Genomic DNA, 14,051 nt, shown 5'->3' with positions numbered 1-14,051 from the left:
CCCGCCTTCGCGGGGAAGCATGGTGGTTGAGTCACCACCCTGACCCAACGCTCCACCCCGGCGAAGGCCGGGGCCCAATTGGAACGTCCAGAGTAACTAAGCGCATCGCTCCGTTAGTGGCGTTTCCCAATTGGGCCCCGGCCTTCGCCGGGGTGGTATCGGGAGATCAGTCAGTCCGATGCTCACCCTTGACCCAACGCACCGTCCCCGAAGACGCCCGCATAACCACGCTCTCGGTGGTCATCTTGCCCTTCTTCCGCTTCACGCCGGCCAGCAGCGAGCCATCGGTAACCCCGGTCGCCGCGAAAATGCAGTCGCCCTTCGCCAACTCGGACAGGTCATACTGCTTGTCGAGATCGGTGATCCCCCACTTCGCAGCGCGTCCACGCTCGTCGTCGTTCCGGAACAGCAACCGCCCCTTGAACTGCCCTCCGACGCAGCGCAGCGCAGCGCACGCCAGCACGCCCTCGGGAGCACCACCCGAACCCATATACACGTCGACCGTGGTCTCCGGATCGGACGTCGCGATCACGCCGGCGACGTCGCCGTCACCGATCAGCATGATCCCGCAGCCGACCTTGCGCAGTTCGGCGATCAGCGCCTCATGACGCGGCCGGTCGAGCACGCACACGATCAAGTCGCGCGCCGGCACGCCCTTGGCGGCGGCGACGGCGTTGATGTTCTCAGTCGGCGTCTTGTCGAGATCGATGATGCCCTCGGGATAACCCGGGCCCACCGCGATCTTGTCCATGTAGACGTCGGGCGCGTTGAGCAGCCCGCCCTCTTCGGCGATCGCCAGCACGGCAAGGCTGTTCGGCCCCGCGGTCGCGCAGATCGTCGTGCCTTCCAAGGGATCGAGCGCGATGTCGATCTTCGGGCCCTTGCCGATCGCCGAGCCGACCTTCTCGCCGATGAACAGCATCGGGGCTTCGTCGCGCTCGCCCTCGCCGATCACGACGGTGCCGTCCATGTACAGCGAGTTGAGCGCCTCGCGCATCGCCTCGACCGCGGCCGCATCCGCTGCCTTCTCGTCGCCACGACCGACGAGCGTGGAGGCGGCGATCGCCGCAGCTTCGGTCACGCGGACCATTTCGAGGACGAGAACGCGGTCGAGAACCTGGCTGGCGGCAGCGGTCAAAATATTTCTCCTCGGTATGTTTCGTCCCGGATAGGCAGCGTCCGCGTCGTTGTCGACCCGACACGAGCCTCGCCGGGACGAGACGTGGGAGACGAGACGTGGGGCGCGCGCCGTCAGTCCCGCAGCAGGTCGTTGATGCTGGTCTTCGAGCGTGTCTGCGCATCCACGCGCTTGACGATCACCGCGCAGTACAGCGCCGGCTTGCCGTCGCCGCCACCGATCGAGCCCGGCACGACCACCGAGTACGGCGGCACTTCGCCCTTGAACACTTCGCCGGTCGCGCGATCGATGATCTTGGTCGAGGCGCCGAGGTACACGCCCATCGACAGCACCGCGCCCTCGCCGACGCGGACGCCCTCGGCCACTTCCGCACGCGCGCCGATGAACGCGCCGTCGCCGATGATGACGGGATCCGCCTGCAACGGCTCGAGCACGCCGCCGATGCCGGCACCGCCCGACAGATGCACGTTCTTGCCGATCTGCGCGCACGACCCGACCGTCGCCCACGCATCGACCATCGTCCCCTCACCGACATACGCGCCGATATTGACGAAGCTCGGCATCAGGATCGCACCCTTGGCGATGAAGCTCCCGCGCCGCGCGACCGCGCCCGGCACGACACGGATACCCGCCGCGCGGAATTCCGCCTCACCCCAGCCCGCGAACTTCGACGGCACCTTGTCGAACCCCGGTGCGCCCGCCGAACCGCCGTCGATCACGACGTTGTCGTTGAGCCGGAACGAGAGCAGAACCGCCTTCTTGAGCCACTGGTTCACCTGCCAGCCGTCAGCCGTCGGCTCGGCAACGCGCGCAGTCCCCGCGTCCAGCATCGCCAGCGCGGACTCGACGGCGTCGCGCACTTCGCCCTTCGTCTCGAGCCCCAGGTTCGCGCGGTCGTCCCAGGCGGCGTCGATGATGGTCTGCAAGGTCATGATGTCTCCAGGATGGTTTCGAGCCATGGCGCAAGCACCGGCACGGTAAAATCGATATGATCGCGCGCCGCATCGGGCGACTGCTCGGAGCCGTTGTCGATCCACACGGTGGTCATCCCGATCGCCTTGGCCGGCGTCAGGTTGCGCGCCATGTCGTCCGCGAACAGCGACTCCCGCGGATCGATGTCGAACGCCGCGCAGAACCCTGCATAGGCCGAGGCATGCGGCTTCGGCATCAGGTTCATCGCGTGAATGTCGTGGATCGCCTCGAAGCTCTCGCTCAACCCGAGCCGCTCCAGTATCCGCGCCGCATACGGCGTGTCGCCATTGGTGAAGACGAGTTTGCGCCCCGGCAGCTTGGCGATCGCCGCCACCAGCGGCGCGTCGTGCTCGATCACGTCCATCTCGATGTCGTGGACATGCGCCAGGAACGCGTGCGGATCGACGTCGTGCTCGGCCATCAACCCCGACAGCGTCGTGCCGTGATTGTGGAAATATCCCTTCTGCACGCGCCGCGCCTCGTCATGCTCGAGCCCCAGCAGATCCTGGATGAACCCGGTCATCCGCGCGTCGACCTGCGCGAACAGGTCCGCGCTCGCCGGGTACAGCGTGTTGTCGAGATCGAAGATCCAGTTGCGGACATGGTCGAGGCGGGGGTCAAGGCGGACAGGCATCGATCGGAACCTCTAAGCAGAGCGTCGCTAGACGACAAGCCGGCTCTGTCCCCGGCGCGGTCAAGGCCGATGTTTACGATCGCTCAACGCTTTCAATTCCAATAGGTTATCAAGATCACAAAGGGGTGACGTTCATGTACGGCGTAAAAGCTGGCCTGTTGCGGTCGGCGGCATTGGGGACGACGGTCCTGCTCGCGGCGTGCGGCGGCGGCGGCGGCGGCATCAACAGCACCCCGACCCCACCAGCAGCGCCGTCTCCCACGCCAACTCCAGCCCCTACGCCGACGCCGACCCCTGCTCCCACGCCTACGCCAACCCCCACGCCGGCACCTTCGACAAACGACACTGCCGAATACCGTGCGACCGTCGGCGCCGTCTCGATGAACGCGCTCGCCGCCTATAACGTCGGCGCCACTGGCAGGGGCGTCAACGTCGGCGTGATCGACAGCGGCATCGACCTGCAGAGCCAGGAGTTCGGCTCCCGCGTCTCCTCGGCATCGCAGGATGTCGCCGGCAACAGCACGATCGACGACGAAGGCGGCCACGGCACCGCGGTCGCGTTCACGCTCGCGGGACGGCGAAACGGCGCGGGCTCGCACGGCGTGGCGTTCGACGCGACGCTGATCGTCCTGCGCGCCGACCGCCCCGGCACCTGCGCCACCGCCAGCAAGGATGACGAGGATACGGGCTGCAAATTTCCGACCGACGCGATAACCCGCGGCCTCGACGCGGCACGCACGGCGGGTGCAACGGTCGTCAACATCTCGCTCGGCGGCTCCGACATGCCGCAAAGCCTCAAGGACGCGATCGGCCGCGCGACCGCCGCGGGGCTCGTCGTCGTGATCGCCGCGGGCAATGACGGTTCGGTCAACCCCGACCCCTTCACCAACGTCGCCAGCGAAGCGCAAGCGCGCAACCAAGTGATCATCGCCGGTTCGGTCGGGTCCACCGACGGCATCTCTACGTTCAGCGACCGGGCCGGCACCGGCGCCGCGCACTTCCTCACCGCGGTCGGCGAAAGCGTCCGCGCGCCCGACGCGACCGATACCCCTTATCTCTGGTCCGGCACCTCGTTCGCCGCGCCGCAGATTTCCGGCGCGGTCGCATTGCTGGCACAGGCCTTCCCCAACCTTACCGGCGCGCAGATCGTCGACATCCTGTTCAAGAGCGCACGCGATGCCGGCGCGCCGGGCGTCGACGCGGTCTACGGCAACGGCGTGCTCGACCTCACGCGCGCGTTCCAGCCGCTCGGCACGACCTCGATCGCGGGATCGAAAGCGGTCGTCTCGATGAGCGGCAACGCCACCCTCTCCGCGCCGATGGGCGACGCGACCCAAGGCGAACTCGGCGCGGTAATCCTCGACGGCTACAGCCGCGCGTTCGCGATCGACCTCGCCAAGACGATCGCGCGCCGCAGCCCGGAACGATCGCTCGGCGGCGCGCTCCAGTCGCGATTCCGCACGGTCGCGCTGGCGCAGGGCGGCATGACCGTATCGATGACGCTAGCGCCGCGCGCGAACGGCGACGTCGCGCTCGATCGCACGTCCCTCTCCAACGCCGACGCGACCAGCGCGCGCGCGATCGCCGGCATGGTGACGCAGAAACTCGGCAGCACGCTGTCGTTCGGGTTCGGCTTCGCACAAGGATCGAGCGCGCTCAGTGCGCAGTTGTCGGGCCAGTCCGAACCCGCCTTCCTTATCGCCAACACCGGCGGCCTAGGCTTCGACAGCAACACGAGAGCCTCGAGCGCGATGCGGCAGAGCTTCGGCGGGTTCGGGGTCACCGCCGGAATCGAGAATGGCGACGTCCTGACGCAGCGTGACGGCGACTTCCGCCTGCGCGACCGCTGGCAGCGCTCGGGCTACAATCGTGCCTCGCTGACCGTCGACCGCCGCTTCGGCGCGCTGTCGACGATGGTGGCCGCGACGCGGATGGACGAGCGCGACACCGTCCTCGGCGCGCGCTTCGACGCCGCGCTCGGCGCGACCCGCGCGGCAACGTGGTTCGTCGATACCAAGGCACGGTTCGATGCGGGGAGCGGCTGGAGCATCGGCGGATCGATGCGCCAGGGCTGGACCCGCGCGGCGGTCCGCGGCGGTCTCGGCGGCGACGGCCTCGTCCGCACCAACGCCTTCGCCGCCGACATCGGCAAGGACGGCGTGTTCGCCCACGACAGCATCGGCCTCCGCATCGCGCAACCGTTGCGCGTTGCCCGCGGCGGCATCGACCTCGCCCTCCCGACCTATTACGATTACACGTCCGGTACCGTCACCAACTGGACCACCCAACGCCTCAACCTCGCCCCGCAAGGCCGCGAACTCGACGTTGAATTCCGCTACGGCGTCCTCGCACTCGGCGGTGGCCTGGACACCAACCTGTTCTTCCGCCGCGACCCCGGTAACTTCGCGGCGCTCCCGAACGACTACGGCATGGCGATGCGATATAGTCTGGGCTTCTAACTCTCCCCTCCCCGGAAGGGAGGGGTGTAGAGGTCAGCCGAACAAACCATTTGGCGCAATCACTGGATAAGCTACCGCTCGGTACCTATCTCTGCCGCATGACACGCTATTCCCTGCTCGATCTGGTCCCCGTCATCGAAGGCGGCACCGTCTCCCAATCGCTCGCCAACGCGGCCGACCTCGCGCGGCACGCCGAGAGCGTCGGGTTCCAGCGCTACTGGGTCGCCGAACATCACGGCATGACCGGCATCGCGTCGGCCGCGACCGCCGTCGTGATCGCGCACATCGCCGCCGCCACGAAGACGATCCGCGTAGGCTCGGGCGGCATCATGCTCCCCAACCACGCGCCGCTGACGATCGCCGAGCAGTTCGGCACGCTCGACGCGCTGTTCCCCGGCCGCATCGATCTCGGCCTCGGCCGCGCGCCCGGTTCCGACCAGCGCGTTGCCCGCGCGATGCGCCGCACGCTGGAAACCGACGCCAACGCCTTCCCGCAGGACGTGATGGAGCTCCAGAGCTACTTCGCCAATGACGGCCAGACCGGCATCGTCGCGACCCCGGGCGCAGGTGCGGACGTCGAGATGTGGATCCTAGGCTCCAGCACCTTCGGCGCTCAGTTGGCGGCGGCACTCGGGCTCCCCTACGCATTCGCCTCGCATTTCGCGCCCGATGCGCTCGATGCCGCGCTCGCGATCTACCGCCGCGACTTCCGCCCCTCGGCACGCCTCGCCAAGCCACACGTCATGGCCGGCTTCAACGTGTTCGCAGCGGAAACCGACGCGGAAGCCGAACTGCTCGCCAGCTCGCAGCAACAGTCGTTCGTCGCGCTCCGCACCGGCAACCCCGGCCAGATGAAGCCGCCGCTCGCCGGCTATCGCGAGTCGCTCGGCGCGCAGGGCAACCAGATCCTCGACCACGTGCTGCAATGCTCGGCGGTCGGCAGCCCGGCCAAGGTCGCGCGCGGCATAGCGGCGTTCGTCGAGCGGACCGGCGTCGACGAGGTCATGGTGACCAGCGCGATCTACGACCACGAGGCACGCAAGCGGAGTTTGTCGATCACCGCCGACGTGATGCAGGAATTGAAGATCGCTGCGTAAGTCGGCCGCGAACCGCTCCCGCTTAAGACACCACCCCGGCGGAGGCCGGGGCCCAATTGGGGGAAGGTAGTAACGGAGGGCAGCACGTCGTTACTGCGACCTCTCCAATTGGACCCCGGCCTCCGCCGGGGTGGTGCACGCGGGAGGCTCGCGACCTATTCCCCCGCCCACTCCTTGAGCAGCGTATACGCAATCGCATAGGGCGGCGGCGCCACGAACGGCCCCTCCTCCCCGCGCAACACTGCGCGCACCATCTCGCGCGGCACCCACATCGCATCCTCGAGCTCGTTCACATCGAGCGTGATCGCATCGTCCTCCGCCTCGGCAACGCATGCCATCATCAGCGAAGACGGAAACGGCCAGGGCTGGCTCGCGACATACCGGACCTTGCCGACCCGAACGCCCGACTCCTCGAGGATCTCGCGCGCAACCGCTTCCTCGATCGATTCGGCCGGCTCGACGAAACCGGCGAGTGCAGAATACCGCCCCGGTGGCCAGCCCTTGCCCCGCCCGAGCAGCGCACGCCCGTCATGCTCGGCGATCATGATCACCACCGGATCGACGCGCGGGAAATGCTCGGTCCCGCAGTTCGGACACTTCCGTGCCCACCCCGCCCGGAACATCTCGGTCGGCGATCCGCACTTTGCGCAGAAGCCATGCCGGACATGCCAGTCGATAACACTCCGTGCGCCAGCGTACGTCGCTGCCTCACCCGGCGCGAGCGCAGCCAGCACCGCCATCAGCGCGGGCGACCGCATCGCCGGCGCGTTGTCGACGCGCATGCCCGCCAGCAGCGCCGCGAAATGCGGCCGCCCGCTCTCGTCGAGCCCTAGCAGGATCGCCTCGGCATCCTCGGGCATATCCGCCACCGAAGTCCAGGCGAGATGCCCGTCATCGGTCGTGCCCGGCAGCAACCCATCGAGCACCAGCAGCCGTGCACGCCAGTCGCGCTGCGCCGCCGCCAGCCCTTCGGGGTCGTGACGCAGCGCATCGGACCGGTCGAGCGTCCCACCGGTAAACCCAGGTGCCTCCATCACGCTCATCGGCGCAACCTCGCCGCATCCTGCATCAGCGCCGCGACGACCTGTTCACGCAACGGAATACGATCCGCCGGGAAGTAATTGACCATCACGTTGCCGCGCGACCGCTTGACCGGGTCGACCCAGGCTATCGTCCCCGCCGCGCCGCCCCAGGCATAGGTGCCCTTGCCCGGCCCGTTCGGCGTGGTGGCCAGCACCACGGAACCGCCCGCGCCAAAGCCCATGTTGCTGCCTTTCGTCCCGCCGGTACCACCGCTCACGCCGCCATAGGTCACCCCCGCCGGCAACAGGTTCGACGTCGCCAGCGCGATCGTCTCTGGCTTCATCACGCGCACGCCGTCGAGAATGCCGCCGTCCTGGATCATGTGCAGGAACCGGTCATAATCGCGTGCCGACATCACCAGGCCGGCGCCGCCATACGGAAAGCTCGGCTTCTGCAGGAACACCGAGTTCGCCGCCGGATCGAGCGGCGTCCGCGTGTCGCCGACAAACGCATAGTTGGTCGCCAGCCGCCCGACCTCGCGCTGCGGCACCTGCCAGAAGCTCGACTTCATCTTGAGCGGATCGAACAACCGCGTCTGCACGAACCGCTCGAAGCTCATGCCGCTCGCGACCTCGATCACGCGGCCCATCACGTCGAGCCCGATCGAATAGCTCCACTTGGTCCCCGGCTCGGCGATCAGCGGCAGCGTCGCCACGCGGTTGGCGAATTCCTCGAGCGACGTCGGCCGGACGGGCCGCATCTTCTCTTCCATCGCCGCGCTGACCGACAGCGGCAGGATGCCGAGCCGCTCATATTCCTTGAGCAGCGGCCCCTTGGTGATGATTGTGTAGCCGAGCCCGGCGGTATGCGTCAGCAGGTTGCGGATCGTGATCGGCCGCGTCGCCGGCCGCGTGGCGAGCGACGTGTCGGGACTGGTCGCCACCTTCATGTCCTTGAACGCGGGTATATATTTGCTGACAGGATCGTCGAGATTGAGCTTGCCGTCCTCGACCAGCATCATCGCCGACATGCCGGTGATCGGCTTGGACATCGAATAGACGCGCCACAGCGAATCGGGGCCTGCCGCCGGAGCATTCGGATCGTCGCTGATCTTGCCCGCCGACGGGAACAGCGTCGGACCGTCGCCAACCCCGAACGCACCGACGATCCCCGGTATCTTGTCCTGCGCAACGTAACTATCGAACAGTGCGGACGTGGCAGGCAGCAATGCGTTGACCGGGATCGTCATCCGCGGCGTCGACCGAGCCTGCGGGCTGACCTGCGGACGCGGCTGCGCCTGTTGGGCATAAGCCGTGGCGGCTGCCAGCGCGGCAAGTCCGCCCGTCGAAATCCAATGCACCAATTTCATGCAGCTCTCCGTATGGCTTTGCCGGCCTTGGCGAAAACGGTCGGGAGCCCGGCGGTATCCAGCTCGTCGATCGGCCACCATTCGCTTGCCGTTGGAACGCGCGGTTGATGCGCCTCGACCGTCGCCACCGCAAGCGTCAGTTGCAGATCGAAATGCGTAAATCCATGCGCGACGGTCTCGTCCAGCATCCGCCAATCCGCCTGCGCCGGCGCGTCCTCGAAACCGGGCACAGCGTCACCCCAAGGCCCGGTAGGAAACGCCCGCATCCCGCCGAGCAGACCCTTGTCCGGCCGTCGCACCAGCAACACCTGCCCGTCGCGCTCCAGCCAGAATATCGTCCCGTACCACTGGGGCTTGGCCGCCTTCTTCGCCTTCACCGGCAACCGCTCGGGCGCGCCCTGCGCAAAGCCTTCGCAAAACGCGCGGATCGGACACAACAGGCATTTCGGCGCGCGCGTCGTGCAGATCCCCGACCCCAGATCCATCATCGCCTGCGCAAAGTCGCCCGGCCGAGTATCCGGTGTGATCGAGTCCGCCGAGACCCGAATCGCAGGGCGCGCGGCCGGCAAAGGCGTCTCGATCGCGAACAGCCGCGCGACCACTCGCTCGACATTCGCATCGACCACCACCGCGCGCTCCCCGAACGCGATCGCCGCCACCGCAGCGGCCGTATAGGCGCCCAGCCCCGGCAGCGCGCGCAGCTCCACCTCGGTTCGCGGAAACACGCCGCCATGCTCCGCGACCACGGCCTTCGCCGCCTTCACCAGATTGCGCGCCCGAGCGTAATACCCAAGCCCCGCCCAAGCCGCCATGACATCGGCATCGTCCGCCGCCGCCAGGCTCGCGAAATCCGGCCACCGCGCGGTCCACGCGAGGAACCGCGGCGTCACCGCGGCCACCGTCGTCTGCTGCAACATCACCTCGGACAGCCACACCCGGTACGGATCGACCGCCTCGCCCGGCTTCGCGCGCCACGGCAGGTCGCGACGGTGCGCGTCATACCAGTCGAGCAGGGCCCCGGAGACCGAAGAGCGCTTGGCGTTCACGCGTCGCCTATGGCATGGGTTCGCAGATGAGCAAGCCGCCCGTTTCCGTGCCTAAATCTGCGACGCCCAAGCCGGCGACGAAGCGCGTGAAAGGCAGGACCGACCCCGACGCCCCGCGTGAGAACCGCTCGCGCGCGGTCGCCGAGCTGTTGCCCGCGATCGGCGGCGCGGCATTCCGGCGATTCGGCTTCGTCCAGTCGTCGATCGTCAGCCGCTGGCCCGAGATCGTCGGCGCGAAACTGGCGGGCGCGAGCATCCCCGAATCGATCCGCTTCCCGGTCGGCAAGAAACAGGACGGCGTCCTGACCCTCACCGTCCGCGGCGCGCACGCACCGATGATGCAGCACATCGCGCCCGAGATCATCGAGCGCGTGAACCGCTTCTTCGGTTACGCAGCCATCGTGAAGGTCGCGATCCGCCAGGGCGAGGTCGCCGCCCCCGTCCCGCGGAAGGCGCCGCCTTCGATCCGCCCGGTCCCCGTCGATCTCGGTATGAGCCTGAAGGGCATCGCCGATCCGGAACTGCGCGCCGTCCTCGAATCCCTCGCCGCCGGCGTCGCCTCGACGCACGGCCTTCCCAGGATCAACTGATGCGCGTCCTTCTAGCTGTCTTCGCCCTCTTCCTGCTGACCGGCGCCGCGCCGAAGCGCGACTGGTCGCAGACCGCGCGTATCCTCCCCTCGGGCGCCTACCTGATCGGCAACCCCGCCGCGCGCGTGAAGCTCGTCGAGTATGCGAGCTACACATGTTCGCACTGCGCCGACTTCTCGGTGAAGTCCGAACCCGTCTTGAAGCGCCAGATGATCGCATCGGGCTCGACCAGCCTCGAATTCCGCCACTTCATCCGCGACCGTCTAGACCTGTCGGCAGCGATCCTCGCGCGCTGCACCGGCCCTGAAGGCTTCTCCGCCACCTCGTCCGCGATCTTTGCCGCGCAACCGCAATGGCTCGAGCGCGGGATCGAATACCAGCAGGGCAACGCCGCGCGCCTCGCGATGTACCCCGCCTCGGCCCAGATCCGCGCCAACGCAGACGGCTCCGGCCTGACCGCGATGATCAAGGCACGCGGGCTCTCGGACGCCGCGATAAACGCGTGCTTCGCCAACCAGCCCGAGATCGACCGCATCGTCAAACTGACCGCCGACGCGCCGAAGGAGATCGACTCGACGCCGACCTTCTACCTCAACGGCAGACTCGTCCCGCATGTCGGCTGGGAACAGCTCGAACCCGCGCTCCGCAAGGCCGGCGCCCGTTAATTCACGTGATCCACTGGAGTAACCCGATGAAGTTCCTGACCACGCTCGCCGTCCTGCCGCTCGCGCTCGCCGCCTGCTCGAAGAACGATTCGACCGGTAACGTCGACCAGCCCGCCGCCGCACCGGTAGCAGCCGCCGCAGCCCCCGCCGGCCAGAACTGGACCGAGACCGTCGTGAAGACCCCCGAGGGTTACCTGATGGGCAACCCGAACGCGCCGATCAAGCTCGTCGAATACGGCGCGCGCTCGTGCCCGACCTGCGGCGCGTTCGGCCGCGAAGCCTACAAGCCACTGACGGAAAAGTACGTCTCGACCGGGAAGGTCAGCTTCGAATTCCGCGACTTCCTCGTCCACGGCGCACCCGACGTGGCGCTGACGTTGCTCGGCCAGTGTGGCGGCGTCGCGCCGTTCTTCCCGATCCTCGAGCAGATGTACGGCAACCAGATCGCCTTCCTCGACAAGCTCCAGGCGATGACCCCCGACCAGCAGAAGGCGCTCGCCAACCAGCCGCCGACGGTCGTCGCGACCAAACTCGCCGAGCAGATGGGCGCGATCGATTTCGTCAAGCAGCGCGGGATCCCGGAAGCGAAGGCGCGCGCCTGCCTCGCGGATCAGAAGCAGCTCGAAGTGATGGCCAAGCCGACCGAAAACGCGATGCAGGCCGGTACCGTGACTGGCACGCCGACGTTCCTGATCAACGACAAGAAGCTCGATCAGGTCGTGAGCTGGGATCAGATGGAGAAGGCGCTGAAGGCGGCTGGGGCGTAAGACGCACGTCCTCTCCATCCACACGTACCACCCCGGCGAAGGCCGGGGCCCAGTTGGGGGACGTCGCTGATCAGCGCTGCGTTCCGTTGCTGCCACCTCTCCAACTGGGCCCCGGCCTCCGCCGGGGGAGGTGGAGTTCGGACTAACGGCAGCTCTTCCTTGTTCTCCCGCGAAGGCGGGAGCCCAGACTGGGTCCCCGCCTTCGCGGGGAAACAAGCTCGGCGGTTCGGCACACGATCACAACCAACCGTCGGGGGGCGCAAGAATGCAGATCAAGCGCCTCCGCATCACCGGCTTCAAGAGCTTCGTCGACCCAGCCGACCTCCGCATCGAACCAGGCCTCACCGGCGTCGTCGGCCCGAACGGCTGCGGTAAATCCAACCTCCTCGAAGCGCTCCGCTGGACGATGGGCGAGGCGAGCGCGAAATCCCTGCGCGGCGCCGGCATGGAAGACGTCATCTTCGCCGGCACCGCCACCCGCCCCCCCCGCGACTTCGCCGAAGTCTCTATCCTCGCCGAAATAGCCGGTGACGAACGCGAGATCGTCCGCCGGATCGAGCGCGGCGCCGGCTCCGCCTACCGGATCGACGGCCGCGACGTCCGCGCAAAGGACGTCGGGCTCCTGTTCGCCGACGCCGCCACCGGCGCGCACTCGCCCGCGCTCGTCAGCCAGGGCAAGATCGGCGCGGTCATCGCCGCCAAACCCGCCGACCGCCGCGCGATGCTCGAGGAAGCCGCCGGGATCGCCGGTCTCCACGTCCGCCGCAAGGACGCCGAGGGGAAACTCCGCGCCACCGAAGCCAATCTCGCCAAGCTCGACGAGATCATCTCCGACCAGGACGCGCGCGCCGCCACCCTGAAACGCCAAGCCCGCGCCGCCGAACGCTACCGCCTCATCTCCGCGCAGATTCGCGTCGCCGAAGCGCGCACAGTGTTCGCCCGATGGCGCGAAGCCGCCACCGCAGCCGATGCCGCCAAGGCCGAAGCTGCCGCCGCCGAAACCCGCGTCCGCGCAATCACCGAAGCCGAACGCGCAGCCGCCGCAAACCAGCACCGCGCGATCGAAGCCGTCGCCACCGCCCGCACCGCAGCGCTCGCCGCGCGCGACCTGGTCGGCGATCTCGCCCACCGCCTCGCCGCGCTAAAAACCGAGAAGGCCAACGTCGAGCGCAGGATCGCCGACCTCACCGACGCCCGCGCCCGGATCGCCGACGACCGCGCGCGCGAAGGATCGCTCGCCAGCGACGCCGCCGCCGCGCTCGCCCGCCTCGCCGACGAAGCCAAGACGCTCGACACCGCGATCGCCGACGCCACCGCCGCGATCCCCGATCTCGACGCAGCACTCGCCGAAACCGAACGCAGCGCCCGCGACGCAGAAGTCGCGCTGGCCCAGGCGCTCGCCACGCAAGCCCGTGACGCCGCAGAAGTCCGTGTCGCCAGCGCAGCCCTCGCCGCCGCCCGGACCCGCGCCGACCGCGCCGACCGCGATGCCGCCCAAATCGCCGCCGCCCTCCGCGCCCTCGGCGACCCCGCCCCGCTAACCGCAGAGCGCGAAACCGCCGCCGAAGCTCGACGCGCCGCAACGGCCGCAGCAGAGTCCGCCCGCCAAACCATCACCCAGGCAGACACCGACGAAGCCGCCGCGACCAGTGCGCGAGACGCCGCCGAAACCACCCGTGCCAGCGCCCGCGCAGACCTCGCCGCGATCGACAGCGAAGTAACGGCGCTCACCAAGGCAACACAGCGCAGCGGCCGCGACCGGCTGCTCGACCACGTCTCGGCCAGCACCGGCTACGAGCGCGCGCTCGCCGCAGCGCTCGGCGACGATCTCGACACCAACCTCAATGCATGGGCAGGCGCCGAACCCCGCGAAGACGACCCCGCCGCGCCCGCCGGTGCCGAACCGCTGGCAAAGCATGTCGACGCGCCCCCCGCTCTCGCCCGCAGGCTCGCGCAGGTCTTCGTCGTCGACACCGACGGCCAGCAACACCTCGCCGTCGGCCAGCGCATCGTCACCCGAGACGGCAAACTCCGCCGCTGGGACGGCTTCACCGCAACCGGCACCGGCGCAGCCGCCGCCGAACGCCTCGTCCGCCGCAACCGCCTCGCCGCGCTCCAGGCCGCCCGCCCCGTCGCAGCCAAAGCGCTGGACGACGCCGAACGAACCCGCGCCGCGATCGACGAGCGCATCGCCCAGGCTAGAGGCGAGTCGCAAACCGCCCGCGCCGCCCTGCAACGCGCCGAAACCGCCGCGCGCGACGCCCTCCGCCAGGAAGACCGCGCCGCCGCCG

The 14,051-nt window shown here is 68.5% G+C and carries 12 protein-coding genes; 6 read left to right on the top strand and 6 right to left on the bottom strand.

Translation table 11 applies throughout. The features are described 5' to 3' along the window. Positions 1-166 precede the first annotated feature (166 nt). The 3 genes from glpX to IFR23_RS16410 all read right to left on the bottom strand — a co-directional run bounded on the left by glpX (position 167) and on the right by IFR23_RS16410 (position 2,744). Entirely contained in the window at positions 167-1,138 is a 972-nt protein-coding gene (gene glpX, locus IFR23_RS16420) for a class II fructose-bisphosphatase (protein WP_107963207.1), read from the bottom strand. Positions 1,139-1,251: 113 nt separating this feature from the next. Continuing rightward, positions 1,252-2,070 (bottom strand): 2,3,4,5-tetrahydropyridine-2,6-dicarboxylate N-succinyltransferase, encoded by an 819-nt coding sequence (gene dapD / locus IFR23_RS16415; RefSeq protein WP_192976827.1) that lies wholly within the window; start codon positions 2,068-2,070, stop codon positions 1,252-1,254. Further along, entirely contained in the window at positions 2,067-2,744 is a 678-nt protein-coding gene (locus IFR23_RS16410) for a pyrimidine 5'-nucleotidase (RefSeq protein WP_192976826.1), read from the bottom strand. Before IFR23_RS16410 ends, dapD begins: the two co-directional genes overlap by 4 nt. A gap of 134 nt (positions 2,745-2,878) precedes the next feature. Here IFR23_RS16410 and IFR23_RS16405 point away from each other — a divergent pair, with 134 nt between their 5' ends. Next, positions 2,879-5,203 (top strand): S8 family peptidase, encoded by a 2,325-nt coding sequence (locus IFR23_RS16405; protein WP_192976825.1) that lies wholly within the window; start codon positions 2,879-2,881, stop codon positions 5,201-5,203. Between the two features lie 98 nt (positions 5,204-5,301). Next, positions 5,302-6,300: an LLM class flavin-dependent oxidoreductase gene (locus tag IFR23_RS16400; protein WP_192976824.1), complete on the top strand. Its 999-nt coding sequence runs from the start codon at positions 5,302-5,304 to the stop codon at positions 6,298-6,300. Between the two features lie 155 nt (positions 6,301-6,455). Here the strand turns inward: IFR23_RS16400 and nudC are convergent, their stop codons facing one another. The 3 genes from nudC to IFR23_RS16385 are packed head-to-tail and all read right to left on the bottom strand — an operon-like array spanning position 6,456 to position 9,738. After that, a complete protein-coding gene (nudC, locus tag IFR23_RS16395) occupies positions 6,456-7,334 on the bottom strand; it encodes an NAD(+) diphosphatase (RefSeq protein ID WP_192976889.1) in 879 nt (292 codons plus the stop codon). A gap of 5 nt (positions 7,335-7,339) precedes the next feature. After that, positions 7,340-8,692: a serine hydrolase domain-containing protein gene (locus tag IFR23_RS16390; protein ID WP_192976823.1), complete on the bottom strand. Its 1,353-nt coding sequence runs from the start codon at positions 8,690-8,692 to the stop codon at positions 7,340-7,342. Then, entirely contained in the window at positions 8,689-9,738 is a 1,050-nt protein-coding gene (locus IFR23_RS16385) for an A/G-specific adenine glycosylase (RefSeq protein ID WP_446740924.1), read from the bottom strand. The genes IFR23_RS16390 and IFR23_RS16385 overlap by 4 nt, the downstream gene beginning before the upstream one ends. Positions 9,739-9,764: 26 nt before the next feature. Here IFR23_RS16385 and IFR23_RS16380 point away from each other — a divergent pair, with 26 nt between their 5' ends. The 4 genes from IFR23_RS16380 to IFR23_RS16365 all read left to right on the top strand — a co-directional run. Continuing rightward, positions 9,765-10,328 carry a DUF721 domain-containing protein gene (locus IFR23_RS16380; protein ID WP_192976822.1) on the top strand — a complete coding sequence of 188 codons (564 nt, stop codon included), beginning with the start codon at positions 9,765-9,767 and terminating at the stop codon, positions 10,326-10,328. Next, positions 10,328-10,993, top strand: coding sequence for a thioredoxin domain-containing protein (locus IFR23_RS16375; protein WP_192976821.1), 666 nt, complete (start codon positions 10,328-10,330; stop codon positions 10,991-10,993). The genes IFR23_RS16380 and IFR23_RS16375 overlap by 1 nt, the downstream gene beginning before the upstream one ends. Positions 10,994-11,019: 26 nt before the next feature. Further along, entirely contained in the window at positions 11,020-11,760 is a 741-nt protein-coding gene (locus IFR23_RS16370; protein ID WP_056051660.1) for a thioredoxin domain-containing protein, read from the top strand. A gap of 265 nt (positions 11,761-12,025) precedes the next feature. Beyond that, on the top strand, positions 12,026-14,051 hold a 2,026-nt coding region (locus tag IFR23_RS16365), incomplete at its 3' end, for an AAA family ATPase (RefSeq protein ID WP_192976820.1).

The sequence above is a fragment of the Sphingomonas sp. CFBP 13603 genome (assembly GCF_014892665.1).
Classification (GTDB): domain Bacteria; phylum Pseudomonadota; class Alphaproteobacteria; order Sphingomonadales; family Sphingomonadaceae; genus Sphingomonas.
The sequence above is the reverse complement of the archived record's forward strand: the minus strand, read 5'-3'. Positions and strand labels throughout refer to the sequence as shown.

Excerpts from the sequence above, each read along its gene's own strand:
- dapD (WP_192976827.1), bottom strand. The coding sequence starts at position 2,070 with ATGACCTTGCAGACCATCATCGACGCCGCCTGGGACGACCGCGCGAAC.
- IFR23_RS16410 (WP_192976826.1), bottom strand. The coding sequence starts at position 2,744 with ATGCCTGTCCGCCTTGACCCCCGCCTCGACCATGTCCGCAACTGGATC.
- IFR23_RS16405 (WP_192976825.1), top strand. The coding sequence starts at position 2,879 with ATGTACGGCGTAAAAGCTGGCCTGTTGCGGTCGGCGGCATTGGGGACG.
- IFR23_RS16400 (WP_192976824.1), top strand. The coding sequence starts at position 5,302 with ATGACACGCTATTCCCTGCTCGATCTGGTCCCCGTCATCGAAGGCGGC.
- nudC (WP_192976889.1), bottom strand. The coding sequence starts at position 7,334 with ATGGAGGCACCTGGGTTTACCGGTGGGACGCTCGACCGGTCCGATGCG.
- IFR23_RS16390 (WP_192976823.1), bottom strand. The coding sequence starts at position 8,692 with ATGAAATTGGTGCATTGGATTTCGACGGGCGGACTTGCCGCGCTGGCA.
- IFR23_RS16380 (WP_192976822.1), top strand. The coding sequence starts at position 9,765 with ATGAGCAAGCCGCCCGTTTCCGTGCCTAAATCTGCGACGCCCAAGCCG.
- IFR23_RS16375 (WP_192976821.1), top strand. The coding sequence starts at position 10,328 with ATGCGCGTCCTTCTAGCTGTCTTCGCCCTCTTCCTGCTGACCGGCGCC.
- IFR23_RS16370 (WP_056051660.1), top strand. The coding sequence starts at position 11,020 with ATGAAGTTCCTGACCACGCTCGCCGTCCTGCCGCTCGCGCTCGCCGCC.